At 64.2% G+C, this 17,128-nt stretch carries 17 protein-coding genes; 7 read left to right on the forward strand and 10 right to left on the reverse strand.

What is annotated here, in order from left to right:
* Window position 1: 1 nt before the first annotated feature.
* From KNJ79_RS13900 to KNJ79_RS13910, 3 genes are all read right to left on the reverse strand, one after another.
* Complete coding sequence (locus KNJ79_RS13900; RefSeq protein WP_317151527.1) at window positions 2-1,027, reverse strand: amidohydrolase family protein; 1,026 nt, start codon at window positions 1,025-1,027, stop codon at window positions 2-4.
* Entirely contained in the window at window positions 1,024-1,845 is an 822-nt protein-coding gene (locus tag KNJ79_RS13905) for an NAD(P)-dependent oxidoreductase (protein WP_317151528.1), read from the reverse strand. Before KNJ79_RS13905 ends, KNJ79_RS13900 begins: the two co-directional genes overlap by 4 nt.
* 64 nt (window positions 1,846-1,909) lie before the next feature.
* Window positions 1,910-3,028, reverse strand: coding sequence for a LysR family transcriptional regulator (locus KNJ79_RS13910; protein ID WP_317151529.1), 1,119 nt, complete (start codon window positions 3,026-3,028; stop codon window positions 1,910-1,912).
* A gap of 135 nt (window positions 3,029-3,163) precedes the next feature.
* On the opposite strand from KNJ79_RS13910, the gene ligK reads away from it, so the two are divergent.
* The 3 genes from ligK to KNJ79_RS13925 all read left to right on the forward strand — a co-directional run bounded on the left by ligK (window position 3,164) and on the right by KNJ79_RS13925 (window position 5,856).
* Window positions 3,164-3,838 (forward strand): 4-carboxy-4-hydroxy-2-oxoadipate aldolase/oxaloacetate decarboxylase, encoded by a 675-nt coding sequence (gene ligK, locus KNJ79_RS13915; protein ID WP_317151530.1) that lies wholly within the window; start codon window positions 3,164-3,166, stop codon window positions 3,836-3,838.
* 76 nt (window positions 3,839-3,914) lie between these two features.
* Window positions 3,915-4,955 (forward strand): 4-oxalomesaconate tautomerase, encoded by a 1,041-nt coding sequence (locus tag KNJ79_RS13920; RefSeq protein ID WP_317153925.1) that lies wholly within the window; start codon window positions 3,915-3,917, stop codon window positions 4,953-4,955.
* Complete coding sequence (locus KNJ79_RS13925; protein WP_317151531.1) at window positions 4,948-5,856, forward strand: amidohydrolase family protein; 909 nt, start codon at window positions 4,948-4,950, stop codon at window positions 5,854-5,856. Before KNJ79_RS13920 ends, KNJ79_RS13925 begins: the two co-directional genes overlap by 8 nt.
* Here KNJ79_RS13925 and pobA read toward each other — a convergent pair.
* A complete protein-coding gene (gene pobA / locus KNJ79_RS13930) occupies window positions 5,835-7,004 on the reverse strand; it encodes a 4-hydroxybenzoate 3-monooxygenase (RefSeq protein ID WP_317151532.1) in 1,170 nt (389 codons plus the stop codon). The genes KNJ79_RS13925 and pobA overlap by 22 nt on opposite strands.
* A 35-nt stretch (window positions 7,005-7,039) precedes the next feature.
* On the opposite strand from pobA, the gene KNJ79_RS13935 reads away from it, so the two are divergent.
* The gene (locus tag KNJ79_RS13935) at window positions 7,040-7,957 is read left to right on the forward strand and encodes a helix-turn-helix domain-containing protein (RefSeq protein WP_317151533.1); all 918 of its coding nucleotides are present in this window, start codon (window positions 7,040-7,042) and stop codon (window positions 7,955-7,957) included.
* Window positions 7,958-7,969: 12 nt separating this feature from the next.
* On the opposite strand, the gene KNJ79_RS13940 is transcribed toward KNJ79_RS13935, so the two are convergent.
* From KNJ79_RS13940 to KNJ79_RS13960, 5 genes are read right to left on the reverse strand one after another with little or no spacing between them, the layout of a single operon-like run.
* On the reverse strand, window positions 7,970-8,998 hold the full coding sequence (locus KNJ79_RS13940; protein WP_317151534.1) for an aromatic ring-hydroxylating dioxygenase subunit alpha: 1,029 nt from the start codon (window positions 8,996-8,998) through the stop codon (window positions 7,970-7,972).
* A 57-nt stretch (window positions 8,999-9,055) separates the two neighbouring features.
* Complete coding sequence (locus tag KNJ79_RS13945) at window positions 9,056-9,934, reverse strand: amidohydrolase family protein (RefSeq protein WP_317151535.1); 879 nt, start codon at window positions 9,932-9,934, stop codon at window positions 9,056-9,058.
* Between the two features lie 3 nt (window positions 9,935-9,937).
* Window positions 9,938-12,076 carry an acetate--CoA ligase family protein gene (locus KNJ79_RS13950; RefSeq protein ID WP_317151536.1) on the reverse strand — a complete coding sequence of 713 codons (2,139 nt, stop codon included), beginning with the start codon at window positions 12,074-12,076 and terminating at the stop codon, window positions 9,938-9,940.
* A gap of 5 nt (window positions 12,077-12,081) precedes the next feature.
* Window positions 12,082-12,918, reverse strand: coding sequence for a p-hydroxycinnamoyl CoA hydratase/lyase (locus KNJ79_RS13955; RefSeq protein WP_317151537.1), 837 nt, complete (start codon window positions 12,916-12,918; stop codon window positions 12,082-12,084).
* A 29-nt stretch (window positions 12,919-12,947) separates the two neighbouring features.
* The gene (locus KNJ79_RS13960) at window positions 12,948-13,472 is read right to left on the reverse strand and encodes a DUF3237 domain-containing protein (protein ID WP_317151538.1); all 525 of its coding nucleotides are present in this window, start codon (window positions 13,470-13,472) and stop codon (window positions 12,948-12,950) included.
* Here KNJ79_RS13960 and KNJ79_RS13965 point away from each other — a divergent pair.
* A complete protein-coding gene (locus KNJ79_RS13965; protein ID WP_317151539.1) occupies window positions 13,471-13,761 on the forward strand; it encodes a hypothetical protein in 291 nt (96 codons plus the stop codon). The genes KNJ79_RS13960 and KNJ79_RS13965 overlap by 2 nt on opposite strands.
* Window positions 13,762-13,770: 9 nt before the next feature.
* Here the strand turns inward: KNJ79_RS13965 and KNJ79_RS13970 are convergent, their stop codons facing one another.
* Window positions 13,771-15,198, reverse strand: a complete 1,428-nt coding sequence (locus KNJ79_RS13970; protein ID WP_317151540.1) for an aldehyde dehydrogenase — start codon at window positions 15,196-15,198, stop codon at window positions 13,771-13,773.
* Window positions 15,199-15,436: 238 nt separating this feature from the next.
* Here KNJ79_RS13970 and KNJ79_RS13975 point away from each other — a divergent pair, with 238 nt between their 5' ends.
* Together KNJ79_RS13975 and KNJ79_RS13980 are read left to right on the forward strand one after the other, a co-directional pair.
* Entirely contained in the window at window positions 15,437-16,669 is a 1,233-nt protein-coding gene (locus tag KNJ79_RS13975) for an MFS transporter (protein ID WP_317153926.1), read from the forward strand.
* A complete protein-coding gene (locus tag KNJ79_RS13980) occupies window positions 16,666-17,118 on the forward strand; it encodes a MarR family winged helix-turn-helix transcriptional regulator (RefSeq protein ID WP_317151541.1) in 453 nt (150 codons plus the stop codon). Before KNJ79_RS13975 ends, KNJ79_RS13980 begins: the two co-directional genes overlap by 4 nt.
* The last annotated feature ends 10 nt before the right edge of the window (window positions 17,119-17,128 follow it).

Raw genomic sequence — 17,128 nt, forward strand, 5'->3', positions numbered from 1 at the left:
CTTACAAATTCTTGGCCTTGAGCATCGCGTCGAGGCGCGGAAACACCTTGCGCGCATTGCCTTCGAAAATGGCGGTACGCTCCTCGTCGGAAATATCGAGCGCGTCGATATAGCGCTTGGTGTCGTCGAAATAGTGGCCGGTCTGCGGATCGATCCCGCGCACGGCGCCCACCATCTCGCTGCCAAACAATATGTTCTTGTTGTCGATCACGTCGACCAGCAGGTCGATGCCCGGCTGGTGATAGACGCAGGTGTCGAAGAACACATTATTCATGATATATTCGTCGAGGCCGGGCTTCTTCAGCATGTCGGCAAGCCCGCGATAGCGACCCCAGTGATAGGGCACCGCCCCGCCCCCATGCGGGATAATGAAGCGCAGCTTGGGGAAACGGCTGAACAGGTCGCCCTGCATCAGCTGCATGAAGGCGACCGTGTCGGCGGCAAGGTAAAAACCACCCGTCGCGTGCATCGCGGGATTGCAGCTGCCCGACACATGGATCATCGCGGGCACGTCCAGTTCGCACATCGCCTCATAGATCGGGAACCAATATTCGTCGGTCAGCGGCGGATGCTCGAAATGGCCGCCGCCCGGGTCGGGATTCAGATTGCAGCCGATGAAGCCCAGCTCCTCGACACAACGGCGCAGCTCCTTCACGCTAGCGGCAAGGTCCGCCTTGGGGCTCTGCGGCAACATGCAGACGCCGACGAAGCTATCGGGGAACAGCTTCGTCACGCGATAGACCAGATTGTTGCAGTGCCGCGCCCATTCCTCGGACACGGCCTGATCGCCGACATGGTGCGCCATGGCCGAGGCGCGCGGGGAAAAGATCGTCAGGTCCGCGCCGCGTTCCCGGATCAGGCGCAGCTGGTTGTCCTCGATGGTCTGACGGATATCGTCGTCCGAAATCTCGGGATAGGGGGGCGGCGCCTCGCCGCGCTCGAAGGCGGCCTTCTGCTCCTCGCGCCATTGGTCGTGACCCTTGGGCAGCACCGTGTAATGGCCATGGCAATCGATGATCAGGCTCACGCGGGTTCACTCCTCTGCGCATCACATATCGGCGCGGCGCCCGCCATCTCGCGCTGGCGGCGCACGGTAGCGCTGGTCATGGCCGGATCGACGCCCAATGCCGCCAAAGTCTTGGCGCTTTCTTCCATTTCGGCGGCGCGGCGCAGGCCATGGGTGGCCATGCGCTCCAGATTATAGGCGGCGCGCTTGCTCCAGCCCCAGTCCTTCTCGCTCGCGTCGAGCGAGGCGAGCACGTCGTCGACCACGCCCGCACGTGTCGCGGCCAGCATCATCTCGGCCGTCAACGCCTCGATCCCCTTTACCATGACCGAGCGGAGCATCTTGATAGCAGAAGCGCGGCCGACTTCGGTTCCGACGATCCGGATATCGGCGAAACCGGCCCGCGACAGCGCCGTGGCGGCATCCGCCGCAGCTTCGCCCGACAGCAATAGCGGCACATTCAGCCGACCCGGTTCGACGGGGGCCATCACCGCGACATCCACATAGCGCCCGCCCGTCGCATCGACGGCAGCGGCAGCCTCGCGCTTCGTTTGCGGCGCGATGGAATTCATGTCGCAATATAGTGCGCCATCGGTCAACAGCGGCGCGGCGGCGCGAGCCACATCGGCCGCCGCGTCGGCCGTCACCAGCGACAGCACAAGGCTCGCACTCGCCAGCGTATCGCGCAGGTCGGCGCCACAGGCCACGCCAATGTCGTGCATGACGGACGCACGCTCGGGCGCGACGTCATAGGCGCAGGCGTCCGCTTCCCAACCGGCAGCGGCCGCAAAGACCGAACCGGCCTCTCCAAAGCCGATGATGGCGATCGTCTTGCTCATGGGCCCTGTCCTGTCCCAGCCGGACCGCACAGGCCAATGAATTGATTGACCGCCGCATTAGAATTTACGAAAGATCGAGTCTTCCCTTTTCGCGCAACAGGTCGAGCATGGCCGCTTGCGGCTCGGTCGGACGCCAACCGATGCGCGTGGTGATCCCGATCCGCCGCATCACGGGAACGGGCGGCTCGATCGCCACCAGCAACCCTGCCTGCAGCTCGACCCGAAGCTGCGCAGGCGAAGCCATGCTCATCATGTCGCTGGCGATCAGCAGTTCGCGGATCGTCAGGATCGAACCGCAGGTGATCTTCACTTCGGGCGCGTCCAACCCCAGCGCGGCGAACATATCCTGCCAGTAATGCCGAAGCGGCGTATCGGGTCCGGGCATCACCCAGTCATATTTGGCCAGTTCCTGCGGGTCGCAGCACTTCGCAAGCGGATGACCGGTGCGACAGACGAGCCGAGGCCGGTCGTCGAAAACCGCTTCCTGGACAAGGTCCTCGACCCCCGGCCCGTCCCGCACTGCGCCCAGAAGCATGTCGATCTCACCATCGCGCAGGGCCGGAGAGAGATCGGAGTGGCTCCCCTCTACCACGCGCACGCCGACATCGGGATAGGCCCGTGCAAAGATCAGCAGCACTTGCGGCAGCCAGCGTGAACGCGACAGCGGCATGGCACCGATCGTCACCGATCCCGCCGCCTTGCCCTGCCAGCGCGCAACCTCGTCCAGGCCGCTGCGCAATTCGGCGCGTGCCAGTCCGAAGGCCCGGGCGCGGCGCAGGCCCGCAGGCGTCAGCGCAATCGTGCGCCCGCGCTTTTCGATCAGGCGCTGGCCCAGTGCGACCGTCAGGTCGGAAACCGCACGATGCAGCGAAGCCGCCGCCAGCCCGGTCTCTTCCGCCGCCCCCGCATAGCCCCCGGCGCCCGCGACGGCGAGAAAGGCGCGCAGCTGGGTCGACGTGACGCGCCATGATCCGATCAGCGCCAGCGCCGTTTCGGCGCGCGCGATCAACAATAATGCGGGTTCGGTGGGCTTCATTCCGTCCGGGGCACGTTCGAACAAGGTACAGTCCAGCTCACGCTCCAGACCTGCGATGGCCTGCGTCAAGGCCGGCTGGGTCAGATTGATCTGGCGGGCGGCCCGCGTGACGCTGCCCGAGCGGGCTGTGGCGACCAGCGCGGCCATGTGCCTGATGTTGGGAAAGGACCAGTCCATCCATTGATGATTAGCATTAATTTATTCCCCGCGCCAAATTCGGATTGGTCCCGCTCGCTCCCGCGCGCGCATGACGCGGCCTCAATGCAAAAAGGAGATCGCGGCATGGGTGGCATCGTCGTACAGAATATCGAGCGCGCACCGCGCGACATCATCGACGGGCTGGCCGAATGCGGGGTCGCCACCGTTCACGAGGCGCAGGGCCGAACCGGCCTGCTCGCCAGCTATATGCGTCCGATCTATGCGGGCGCGCGCATCGCGGGCAGCGCCGTAACCATCAGCGCCCCGCCGGGCGACAACTGGATGGTCCACGTCGCGATCGAGCAGCTTCAGGAAACCGACATTTTGCTGCTCGCTCCCACTTCTCCTTGCGAGGATGGCTATTTCGGCGATCTGCTGGCCACCAGCGCACAGGCGCGCGGCTGCCGGGGACTGGTGATTGACGCGGGCGTGCGCGATGTACGCGACCTGACCGAAATGGCCTTCCCGGTCTGGTCCAAGGCGATCTTTGCGCAAGGGACGGTAAAGAACACGCTGGGCAGCGTGAACGTGCCGGTGGTCTGCGCGGGCGCCGCGGTCAATCCCGGCGATGTGATCGTTGCCGATGACGACGGCGTGGTCTGCGTGCCCCGGGAGAAGGCGGCCGAAGTGCTGAAAGCCGCGCGCGCGCGCACCGCGAACGAGGACGAAAAGCGCGAGAAGCTGGCTTCGGGCGTGCTCGGCCTCGACATGTACAAGATGCGCGAGCGGCTGGAGAAGGAAGGGCTGAAATATGTCTGATCGCGCTCCTTCGGCGGAAGCGGGCACCGGCCCCGCCCTTCGAAGGGACGGAGGAACGACCGCATCCGCTCCCGTTATGTGGATGCGGGGAGGAACGTCCAAGGGCGGCTATTTCCTCAAGTGCGACCTGCCCTCCGACAAAGAAGCGCGCGATGCCTTCCTGCTCCGCGTCATGGGCTCGCCCGATCCGCGCCAGATCGACGGCATGGGCGGCGCCGATCCGCTGACCAGCAAGGTCGCTGTCGTGTCCAAGTCCGATCGCGCGGGGATCGACGTCGATTATCTGTTCCTGCAGGTCTTCGTCGATCAGGCGATCGTGTCCGACGCGCAGAACTGCGGCAATATTCTTGCCGGCATCGGCCCCTTTGCGATCGAACGCGGGTTGGTCGCGCCCGCCGGCGAGACAACTAGCGTGTCGATCTATATGGAGAACACGGGACAGGTCGCGGTCGCCACGGTGGAGACGCCCGGTGGCATGGTCAACTACACGGGCAATGCGCGTATCGACGGCGTGCCCGGCACCCACGCGCCTGTCCCGCTGGAATTTCGCGACACGGCAGGCTCCTCCTGCGGCGCACTGCTGCCCACCGGCAATGCGGTCGACGTGATCGAGGGCGTGCCCTGTACGCTGATAGACAATGGCATGCCCTGCATCGTCTTCAAGGCGGAGGACGTAGGCGCGACGGGCTATGAAAGCCGCGAGGAACTGGACAGCGACACTTTTGCTCCGATCCGCCAGAAGATCGAGGCAATCCGGCTTGCCGCCGGGCCGCTGATGAACCTTGGCGACGTCAGGGATAAGAGCGTGCCCAAGATGACGCTGGTTGCCCCGCCGCGCAACGGCGGCACGGTCACCACGCGCGTGTTCATTCCGCACCGCGCCCATGCCTCCATCGGTGTGCTGGGCGCAGTGACCGCCGCAACCGCCTGCCTCGTCGAAGGGTCGCCCGCTGCCGAAGTGGCCGAGACTCCCGACGGCCCCCGCAAGATTCTCTCCATAGAACATCCCAGCGGGGAAATGAGCTGCATTCTCGAAGTGGGCGAGAGCGGCAATGTTACCTCGAGCGCCCTGCTGCGCACCGCGCGCAAGCTGATGGATGGGATCGTCTATGTCTGACCGTATTACCTCGTGGCATCCGACCCCGTCGAAGCCGAACTTCACTCCGCCCAAGGGCGCGGTCGACGCGCATTGCCACGTGTTCGGCCCAATGGCGCAATTTCCTTTCAGTCCGAAGGCCAAATATTTGCCTCAGGATGCGGGGCCGGACATGCTGTTCGCGCTGCGCGATCACCTGGGTTTTTCACGCAATGTGATCGTGCAGGCCAGCTGTCACGGCACCGACAATGCGGCGACGCTCGACGCGATCGCAAAGTCGAACGGAAAAGCCCGCGGCGTGGCCGTGGTCGATCCCGACATTTCCGAAACCGATCTTGCCGCGCTGCACAACGGCGGCATTCGCGGCATCCGCTTCAATTTCCTGAAGCGCCTTGTCGACAACGCGCCCAAGGACAAGTTTCTGGAGGTGGCCGCGCGCCTGCCCGCCGACTGGCACGTGGTGATTTATTTCGAAGCCGACATCCTTGAGGAAATGCGCCCCTTCGTTGCCGCCATCCCCGTGCCCGTCATAATCGACCACATGGGCCGCCCCGACGTGACCCAAGGACCCGACGGGGCCGACATGACCGCATTCCGCTCGCTTCTCGACAGCCGCGAAGACATCTGGTTCAAGGCCACCTGTCCCGAACGGCTCGATGCGAAGAAGGAAGGCGGCATGGGCGACCCGTGGGACAATTTCGCCGCCGCAGTCGCGCCGCTGGTCGCCGATTACCCCGACCGCGTGATCTGGGGCACCGACTGGCCGCACCCGAACATGCAGGACGAGATTGCCGACGATGGCCATATCGTCGACATGATCCCGCGCATCGCGCCGACGGCCGAATTGCAGCGCAAGCTGCTCGTCACCAATCCGATGCGGCTTTACTGGCCAGAAGACCTTCAGACGGGCAGCCCGACGTAATTCTCCGCGATAGAGGTCTGCGCTGCGCGGCTGGAGGCGATGTAATCGAGTTCGGCCACTTGCATCGCGCGTTCGAAGCGACCGTCTTCGGGGAAACGGTGCATCAGGCGGGTCAGCGACCAGCTGAAACGCTCCGATTTCCACACGCGGGCAAGTGCCTTGTCGGAATAGGCCGCGATGGCCCCGCCGTCATTCTTGCCGAAGAAACCGATCAGCGCTTCGACCGCGTAATAGACGTCGCTCGCCGCAAGGTTCAGGCCCTTGGCGCCGGTCGGCGGTACGATATGCGCGCTGTCGCCGCATAGCAGCAGCGATCCGTACCGCATCGGTGCGAAGACATAGGATCGCAGCGGCGCGATGCTCTTTTCAATGCTTGGCCCGCGGGTGATGTTGGCGGCAGCTTCGGGGCCGAGGCGGATCGCCAATTCGTCCCAGATGCGTTCGTCCGACCAGTCCTCGACCTTCTCGGTCAGCGGCACGTCCACATAATAGCGGCTGCGCGTCGCCGAGCGCATCGACGCCAGCGCGAAGCCGCGTTCATGATTGGCATAGATCAGCTCGTGATTGCAGGGCGGCACATCGGCCAGGATGCCCAGCCAGCCGAACGGATAGACACGCTCGAACTCCTTGCCTTCGCTGGCCGGAATCGCCTGACGGCTGGGACCGTGGAAACCGTCGCAACCGGCGATGAAGCGGCAATCGACGCGCTGCTCCAGACCGTCCTTCACATAGGTGACATAGGGGCTGGCGCTGTCCACGTCGTGGAGCGCGACATCCTCCGCCCCATACACCACCTGAAGATCGCGTTCGGCGCTGGCATCCATCAAATCGCGGGTCAACTCGGTCTGGCCATAGACCATGACGTGCTGGCCGGTCAGTTCTTCGATGTCGATACGGATCAGCCGCTCGCCGTCGGCAAGGTTGAACCCGTCATGCGGCAGGCCTTCACGCTTCATGCGGCCATCCAGCCCAAGGCGCCGCATCAAGCCGACCGTCACCTGCTCGAGCACGCCGGCGCGAATACGGCCCAGCACATAATCGCCGGTGCGTCGTTCCAGCACCACGCACTCGATGCCCTCTGCACGCAGAAGATGACCCAGCAACAGCCCGGCCGGCCCGGCCCCGATAATGCAGACCTGTGTTTTCATGGCTTTGCTCTCCCGCGTTCGCCTGTCGCCTTGCAATGCCAGCAGCAGCGCGAATTCGAAGGGACAGAAGCGAAATAATCTGGTATTTTCCGGACATGACCAAACCATCCCCGCAAATTCCGCGCTATGCGCTTCTGGGCGAGGCGCCCAGTGGGGACAGCGAGGAACTCGTGCATTGCGAGACGATCGCCGCGCGCAGCCTTCGCTACGACTGGAATATACCGGCGCACCGTCATCCGGCCTTGTGCCAGTTGCTCCTGGTATTTGACGGACAGGCGGCGACGACGCTCGGCTCGCATGTCGCACGGCCGCAAAGCCCTTTTGTCCTCGTAGCGCCCAGCGGGATCGTCCATGCCTTTCAATTCCAGCCGGGCATCGACGGGCTGGTGCTGACCTTGTCCAACCCGCTGGTGCAGACGCTGTCGAAGGACGAGCTTTTGCGCGGTCTGCTGGCCGAACCGCTCGTCCTGCCTGTCAGCGCGGCCATTGCGCAGCGCATCAGGGGAGTCGGGCAACAGATTCTGCTGGCATCCGGCCAGGACAGCGGGCGAGAAAGGTTGCGCCGCACGCTGGCCGAAGCCCTGCTGCGCATTGCGGCAGAGGCAGTGGAGGAACCGGCGCGCCATCATGGCGATCGGCTCGTCTCGCGCTTCCAGGCGCTGGTCGACGCGCATTGCCGTAGGGAACGGCGCTTGGGCTTCTATGCGGACGAACTGGGCTGCACCGAACGCACCCTGTCCCGCCATGTGCGCGAAGCGCTGGATGTGACGCCGCTGGCCTTCATCAACCACCGCGTCGCGGTCGAGGCGACACGCCTGCTGCGCTTTACCAATGCCGGGTGCGCCGACGTGGCCGACGAGCTGGCCTTCGAAGATCCGTCCTATTTCTCCCGCTGGTTCCGGCGCATGACCGGTCGGCGCCCGAGCGAAATCTCGGGCATGGAGACTGGCTGAATACGGCCACGGCTAGGCGTTCTCCTGCTGCCGGATCGCGCGGTCTATTGCTTGCCGCGCGCGAACGCCGCCCTGATCGATGGCATAGGCGTTGAGCTTCAGGTCGGGATTGTCCCGGATCGCCCGCTGCTGCGCTTCGAGGATGACCTTGTCCTCGGCAAAGACGCCGCCCTGCTGGCTGCGAAAACGCGCGGTGAAACCCTTGTCGTCGATGTCGAAATTGCGCGCCATGCCCCAGAAATAATGATGGCTTGTTTCGCTCTCCGGCGTCATGAAATCGATCACCATCCCGCGCACGCCCTGATCGTGCTGCTCCAGCGTGGCGCCCGCTTCAACCGGCGCCACGCCGACGTCGATCATCACCAAGGACGGCAGGTTGAACTGGCAGACCTGCCAGCGGTCCACCGGCCCCGGCTGCTTCAGCGCGCCGCGCCAGAACGGGGGCGCGTCGATACCCGGCATCCAGCGCGAGAGCCAGACGGTCGATCCCTCCACCCGGCATTGCAGCGGCGCCTCCAGGATTTCAGGCTGCCCGATGGAGCCGGAATGCACATAGGTCTCGTGCGTCAGGTCCATCAGATTGTCGATCATCAGTCGGTAATTGCAGGCGACGTGGTAATAGCCGCCGTCATGGGTCCAACCCTCTTTCTCACAGGGCCACATGTCGGGAATGAGCGCGGGATCGGCCTTTTCCCTGTCGCCCACCCAGATCCAGACGAAACGATAGCGTTCGTGGACGATGAAAGTCTCGGCGCAGACGCGGCGGTTCACCGCCTCGCTTTTCATCGGCATTTCCTCGGCCACGCCGTCGGGGCCAAGCTTCAGCCCATGATATTTGCAGCGTATGGAATCGCCTTCTCTCATGCCCATCGACAGGGGCAGCATACGATGCGGACAGGCATCGCGCATCGCCACGACCGAACGGTCGAGCTTGCGATAGAGCATGACGGGCACGCCGCAGATCGTGCGTGCCAGAGGTGCACTGTCGACCTCGTAATCCCAGGCCGCGATATACCAGCTGTTGCGAAGCCAATCACTCATTCACTCTCTCCGAACGCCGCATCTGCGGCCCTGTTATTTTTCAGCGCCGGCGCCGCCTCAACGCCCGAACAGCAGGTCCAGCGCATTGGTCTTCAGAATCGGCTCGTGAAGCTCCGGCTTGAACCCGGCCTCGCGAAATGCCGCGATCCATTTTTCCGGCGGCAGCAGCGGATAGTCCGACCCGAACAGGAATTTGTCGCCCAGCTGGCCATTGGCATAGCGCACGATCTGCGGCGGGAAATATTTGGGGGACCAGCCCGACAAGTCGATAAACACGTTGGGCTTGTGCAGCGCCATCGACAAAGCCTCGTCGGTCCAGGGCCAGCTGGGATGGGCCAGGATGATCTTCATGTTCGGAAAGCGCACCGCAACATCGTCGACCAATATGGGCTGGCCCCATTTCAGCCGAATTCCGCCGCCGCCGGGCATACCGGTGCCCATGCCCGAATGGCCGGTGTGGAAGATTGCGGGCAAGCCGTAATGGTCGATGATCTCGTAAAGCGGCCACGCCATCGGATCACCGGGATCGAAGTCCTGAAGCGGCGGGTGGAACTTGAAGCCCCTGACCCCATAATCCTCGATCAACCGGCGCGCCTCGAGCGCACCGGCCTTGCCCTTGTGCGGGTCGATGGAAGCGAAGGCCATCATGATATCGGCGTTTTCGCCCGCCGCCTCGGCGATTTCCTCGTTCGGGATGCGAGTGATGCCGGTTCCGCTTTCCATGTCGACGGTGAACATGACGAAGCCGATGTTGCACTGACGGTAATAGGCGATGGTCTCGGCAATCGTGGGTCGTTTTTCGGGGATACCGAAATAGGTCGAGGCATGGGCGTTGAATTCGGCCTGGATCGGATCGAGCGGCTGACGGCAACTGATCTCGGCATGCACATGCACGTCGATGGCCGCCAGCTTTTCCGCTTCTTCCCGGTTTCGCATGACCTATCCTGCCTGCATCAGCGCATCCAGCGCAACACATCCCTCGCCTTCCGGGAAAACGACCACGGGGTTGAGATCGATTTCCCTTATTGCGGGCGTGCCGCGCACGACGGCTCCCAGCCTTTCGACGAGCGCGGCGAGCGCCGCAATGTCGAGGGGAGCCGAACCGCGAAACCCGGTCAGCAGCGCCGCGCCCTTGAGCGCGAGCAGTTCGGCCTTGATAGCCTCGGCCGACAGATCGGGGGTAATAAGGCGCACGTCCTGGTGCAATTCGGCCTGCACGCCGCCGAAACCGGCAAGGATCACCGGACCCCAGTCGGGATCATTCCTGGCGCCGACGATCATTTCCACGCCGCGCCGGCCCATTTTCTCGATCAACACGCCGTCGAGCGTCAGCGCCGCGTCATAGGCCGCGACATCGGCGTGGAGCTTCGCCCAGGCTTCGGTCATAGCGGCATCGTCGACAATATTCAGAATCACACCGCCCGCGTCGCTCTTGTGGCTGAGCCGGGCCGACTGGGCCTTCAACGCGACCGGATAGCCGACCCTTGCCGCCACCGCCTTCGCTTCCCCGGCGGTGGTGGCAAAGCCCCGGGGAGGGAATGGGATGCCAGCGGGCGCCAGCAAGTCCTTGGCGCGATATTCGGCTATGGTGCCTGCCATCGGGACGTCGAGCGCAAGCGGAGCCATTGCCGAGCGCGAGACGCTCTTGCCCGCCGCCTCGCCGTAGCGCCTTATCGCGCGGAATGCGCGATCGGGTGACGGGAAATAAGGCACGCCCAGGTCCCGCAGTCGTGCAATATAGGCGGCCGGAACCTCCGCTCCGTCATCCATTCCGGCGAAGATCACCGGCGTATCGGGGCGCAATTCCTCTATCGCGGCGATCACGGCGGGGAATTTGCGTTCGCTGGTCGGCACGTCGGTCTGGATCAGCGCAAACACCACGCTGCCATATTGCGGATCGGCCAGCAGTGCCTGCAGCGCGCGGCGATAGAGATCGGGATCGACCAGCGCCTGCGCCGTCAGATCCATCGGGTTCGAAACAGGGATGAAGTCGGGCATGGCTTCACGCAGCCGGGCACTCGCCTCGTCCGATGGATGCGGCAATTCCAAACCGATCTGTTCGCCCAGATCGAGCGTGAGCGCCTTGAACGCGCCGCTTTCGGTGAGCACGGCCGCCGCACCCACAGGAGGACGGGGGACACGAGCCGCAAGGTCGAGCACGTCGCCCAATTCCTCCAAACTGTCGACCAGCACCACCCCCGCATCGCGCACCTTGGTCCGCATCAGGCTGTAATCGCCCGCCATCGCCCCGGTATGGGTGGCGGCGGATTCGCGCGCCGCCGCGGACTTGCCGGGATGCAGCAATATGACGGGCTTGCCGATCTCCGTCGCGCGGCGCGCGAGCGAGAGGAAGCGCGCCGGATCGCGAAACTGCTCGACGATCATGCCGATGATGTGCGTGTCGTCATCGTCCAGCATCTGTTCCACATAGTCCTCGACGCCCGTCGCCGCCTCGTTCCCGGTCGAGATAAAATAGGACAGGCCCAGCCCCTTGGCGATCAACGTCGTCGTCTCGACGATGGCCATCGCGCCCGATTGCGACACCAGCGCGATGTTGCGGCCTTCGCGGCGCGGAACCGGCGGGATTTCGACGAAGGTCAGCGGAATCCCGTCGATGAAATTGGCCATGCCCAGGCAATTGGGCCCTTCGATCACCATGCCCGATTGGCGGGCGATCTCGCCGATCTCGGCCTGCGCGGCCATCCCTTCGTCGCCGCCCTCGGCAAATCCGGCGGCGAATATGATCACCGCCCCTGCCTTGCGCCGGGCCAGCGCGCGCACGCTGTCGAGCACGGCTGGCCCCGGAATGGCCAGCACCGCCGCGTCGACGCCTTCGGGCAGATCGTCGATGGAAGCGACGCAGGGCCGTCCGTCGATCTCCGCCCGCTTGGGATTCACCAGATGCAGATCGCCCGCAAAGCCGAGACGGTCGAGATTGCGCATCACCGAATTGCCCAGCGCGCCCGGCGTGGGCGACGCCCCCACGATCGCGACGGATCGCGGTCTCAACAACCGCGACACGTCGGGCGCACCTGCCGTTCCATCGGCACCGGCGGCGGACAGGCTGTCGGTCGCCATGGGGATCAGCTCTGCTTGCTCAGGTCATAGGCGCCAAGGCCCGGTTTATAGGTCTTTTCGTCGATGAACTGCCTGATGCCTTCCTTGCGACCTTCATTGTCGTAGCTATTGGCCGCTTCCTGCGCTCGCACGAGAAAGTCCTCGGCATTGTCGTATGTCATCTCGCCCACGCGGCGGATCGCATCCTTGGTGGCCTTGAGCGCCACCGGGTTCTTCTGCAGCAGCACCTGCGCCACGTCGGACACGCGCTGCTTCAGCGCGGCGCCGGGCACCGCTTCGTTCACCAGCCCCCATTCGGCGGCGGTCTTGCCGTCGACATTCTCGCCCATCATCGCGTGATACATCGCGTTGCGGAAACCGGTCAGCTCGCGGATGATCTTGGTCGCGCCGCCGCCGGGCAGAATGCCCCAGTTGATTTCCGACAGCCCGAACTGCGCATCCTCTGCCGCAAAGGCCAGGTCGCAGGCGAACAGCGGGCCATAGGCGCCGCCGAAGCACCAGCCGTTGACCATCGCGATGGTCGGCTTCTGATACCAGCGCAGGCGCCGCCACCAGCCATAGGACGAGCGCTGCGCCGCGCGCGTCGCGCCAAGGCCCTTCGCCTCGGTCTCCCGGAAATATTCCTTCAGGTCCATGCCCGCGGAAAAGGCGGTGCCCTCGCCCGTCAGAACCAGCACGCCGAAATCGTCGCGAAATTCCAGCTCGTCCAGCACCGCGTTCATGTCGTCGTTGAGCGTCGGATTCATGCAATTGCGCTTATCGGGGCGGCTGAAATAGAGCCATGCAACCCTATTGACGATCTCATAGGCGACGGTGCCGCTCGCGGTGGTAATTCTGCTCATGCAATGCTCCTTGGGTAAAACGGTCCGGCCTATTCGACCGAGTAAAAATCGATGATCACGCGATCGGGAAAACGCACGCCGCGCGCGACGAAAACCTGCCGCTCGAGCCATTGGTGCGGGCCGTCGGCCACGCGAAAGCGCGGTTGCGTACGGAAGTAATAGCTTTCCTGCTCCACCGGTTCGCCGATACGCAGCTTTTCGATGGTCGCCTCGTCCGCGACGCGCACGCCGGGATTATGGACCTCGATCACGGTGCCGTCCTCGGCCTTCAGGAAATAGCGCGCCTCGATGTCGGTCAGCCCGTCATTCCGGATGACCTGCCAGTCGCCGCCGCCGGGCAGCACCGTGCCCTTCAGCCTTGGACCATAGACCTGGCCTCCGGTAATCGGAATGAAGCGCGCGGCGCCGCCGTCGATCTCGCCCTGCTCGATCGTCGGGCCAACCTCGACCCGAACAGCAAAGACCCATTTCAGTTCGGGCATGGGGGCGACCGGGCCGGACTGGCCCTGTGCCGCCGCACCCGATGCCAATCCTGCCGCTGCGGCGGTGGCCATGATCATTCTGCGCATTGGACTAGGCCGTAAACTCATAACCATCGCCGTCGAGGCGCCCAAATGGCGAACAGCTCGGGGCGAAAGACGCGCCGGGAAGGCTGGTTGCCTTTCCAAGCGGCTTGCGCCCCGAGATGGAAGCCATTTGGGCGTCCCGAAGGGATTTGACCAAAATGGCCCATTGCTTCGTCAAGAAGCCTTGAAATATCGACATATTACTGCGCCTTCTCTCCTCGCACTGGGCCATTTTGCTTCAAACCTCGATGGCGATGGTTATGAGTTTACGGCCTAGGCTCGTCGATCAGATCGGGAAATGGCCGGGCTGGGTTTCCATCGTGATCCAGCGCGTTTCGGTAAAACTGTCGACGCCCTGCCGCCCACCGAACCGGCCATAGCCGGACGCGCCAACGCCGCCGAAAGGCATTTGCGCTTCGTCATGCACGGTGGGCCCGTTGATGTGGCAGATACCCGACTTCACCTGTCTGGCGACGCGCAGACCGCGCGCTGCGTCCTTGGTGAAGACCGCAGCCGACAGGCCGTATTGCGTATCGTTCGCCAGCTCGATCGCGTGCGCCTCGTCCCGCGCGCGGATCATGGCGACGACGGGTCCGAAGCTTTCGTCGCGATAGAGCTTCATCGCATCGGTGACGCCGTCGACCACCGTGGCAGGCATCAGCACGCCATCGGCAGTGCCGCCGACCAGCAGCTGCGCACCCTTGACTTCGGCGTCTTCGATCAGCGCATTGACGTGATCGACGGCCTTACGGTCGATCACCGCGCCCAGCGGCGTATTGCCCTCACGCGGGTCGCCGGTCGCCATCGTGCCGACCTTGGCCGCGAATTTGTCGGCAAAGGCGTCGGCCACGGCATCGACCACGATGATCCGTTCGGTCGACATGCAGATCTGGCCCTGGTTCATGAAGGCGCCGAACGCCGCGGCCTTCACCGCCTCGTCCAGATCGGCATCGTCGAGCACGATGAAAGGCGCCTTGCCGCCCAGTTCCAGCAGGCAGGGCTTCAGATGCTCGGCCGCGCGTTTGGCAATGATCCTGCCGACGGCGGTCGATCCGGTGAAATTGACGCGCCTTACCTCGGGCGCGTCGATCAGCGCGCCCACGACTTCGGCGGCATCCTCCGGCGCATTGGTCACTACATTGACGACGCCGTCGGGGAAGCCCGCTTCGGCAAAGGCCTCTATAATCAGCGCATGGGTGCGCGGGCAAATCTCGCTCGCCTTCAATATGACGCTATTGCCGCAAGCCAGTGGCACCGCGATTGCGCGCACGCCCAGGATGATCGGCGCGTTCCACGGCGCAATGCCCAAGATGACGCCGACCGGCTCCTTCAGCGCCATGGCGAGGCAGCCCGGTTTGTCGGAGGGGATGACCTCGCCCGCGATCTGGGTGGTCAGGGCCGCCGCCTCGCGCACCATGCTGGCAGCGAGGCCCAGGTTGAACATCGCCCAGCCCGCGGTCGATCCGGTTTCGCTCATCATCGCCGCGACGAAATCATCCTTGCGGGATTCCAGCGCATCGGCGGCCTTGGTCAGCACCGCGCGGCGGGCATTGGGACCCATTTGCGACCATTCGATAAATCCTGCCTGCGCCCTGGCAGCGATGGGCGCAATGTCGCCGGTCTTCATGGCGGTCGCGGTGGACGCGACTTCCCCCGTCAGCGGATCATGACGCGAGAATTGTTCGGCGGTGGATCGTTCGGACGCTGTGGCCATTCTTCCTCTCCTCAGTTGTTATGGACCATAACAATAAGAGGCGTTGGGTGCAAGCGGTTGCATCCGGAAATTCTCGCCGCCCGATAAATGTTGTGCGAAATAACAATATCAGTATGACCGGACCCGACAACAAGGACTGCATGACAGCCCGCAAAGAGAGGATTTTTGCAAGATGGATCCCCGCAGGACAATCGAAACAGGCGCCATGTCCCGCTTTCAATGGTCTGTGGTGGCGATCATGGTCGGGCTGCTCGCGCTGGACGGGTTCGATGTGCTGTCGATCAGCTTCGCTTCACCCGGCATCGCCGCAGAATGGGGCATCGATCGGTCGGCACTGGGTCTCGTGTTGTCCATGGAGCTGATCGGCATGTCCGGCGGGTCGATTCTGTTCGGAAGGCTGGCGGACAGTTTCGGCCGCCGCTCCACGATTCTTGCCTGCCTTGGCGTCATAACGTTCGGGATGCTGGGCGCTTCAACGGCGACCGGGATCGTCTCGCTGTCGGCATGGCGCGTCGGCACCGGACTGGGCCTGGGCGGTATGCTGGCGGCGACCAACGCGGCTACGGCAGAGGTCGCCAATGGCCGCTTCCGCGCGCTGTGCGTGGTGATGATGGCCGCAGGCTATCCGCTGGGCAATGTGATCGGCGGCAGCGTGGCGGCGCAATTGCTCGCGGTGTACGACTGGCGGGCGATCTTCCAGTTCGGCGCGATCGTCGCGGTGCTGTTCATCCCGCTCGTGTGGTTCTACGCGCCGGAATCGATCGAATTTCTGATGCACCGCCGCCCCGCGGGCGCCCTTGCCAAGGTGAACCGCACGCTGACCCGCATGGGCAAGCCCGCGATCGACACGCTGCCCGACTTGGAATTGGAGCGTGGAAAGGCGGGGCTGCGCGCACTGATGAAGGGCCAGCACATGGTCCCCACTCTGGCGCTGACTTTCGTTTATTTCGCCCATATCATGACCTTCTATTTCATCCTGAAATGGATCCCGAAGATCGTCGCGGACATGGGCTTCGAACCGTCCGCCGCAGCCGGCGTGCTGGTGTGGGCCAGCGTTGGCGGGCTGCTGGGCAGCGCCTCGCTGGGCCTTTTGACCATCCGGGTCCGGGTGTTCTGGCTGACGGTTGTCGCGATGGCCGTCTCGTCGCTGATGGTGGTCTGGTTCGGACAGTCGCAAAGCGATCTCGCCTCGCTCTCCCTAACGGCAGCGGCGGCGGGCTTTGCGACCAATGCGGGCGTGGTGGGCCTCTATGCCGTGGTCGCCTCTGCCTTTCCCACGGCGCTCCGCGCATCGGCGACGGGCGTCGTCATCGGGATCGGGCGCGGCGGTTCGGCGCTGGCCCCCGCTCTGGCCGGCTTCCTGTTCGCCGCTGGCTATGGCCTTGGCGTGGTTGCGCTGTTGATGGCGCTGGGTTCGCTCGCGGCAGCTCTTGTGCTGCTGCTCGTCGTGCGCCATGCCCTCGCGACATGACCGACCAACGCGACAATCTCGGCCCACTCGATCATCTGGCCGGTTATCATTTCCGCCGCACCTCCAGCGCGATGCGCAAGGATTTCGAAAAGGCGGTGGAGGGACTTGGCGTCGGCCAGGTTTCCTTTGCCGTGCTGTCGGTCATTTCGGCCAATCCGGGCGTCCGGCAGGGTGAAGTCGGCCGCATGCTGGATATCCAGCGCGCGAACATGGTCGCCGTGATCGGCGATCTGGTCAAGGCCGGGCTGGTCCAGCGCGGCTGCGACGATTCCGATCGCCGGGCGGTGACGCTGTCGCTGACACCGCGCGGCGACGAGCTTCTCGCGACCAGCCTCAGCCGCATACAGGCGCGCGAGGCGAAGGCGTTGGCGGGGCTTGACGCGGAGCAGGTCAAAACGCTGATCGCGACGCTGACCGCCATCCGACGCAATTGCGAGAATTCGGACTGATACCAAGGAG

The organism is Sphingopyxis indica (assembly GCF_032879645.1).
Taxonomy (GTDB): Bacteria; Pseudomonadota; Alphaproteobacteria; order Sphingomonadales; family Sphingomonadaceae; genus Sphingopyxis; species Sphingopyxis indica.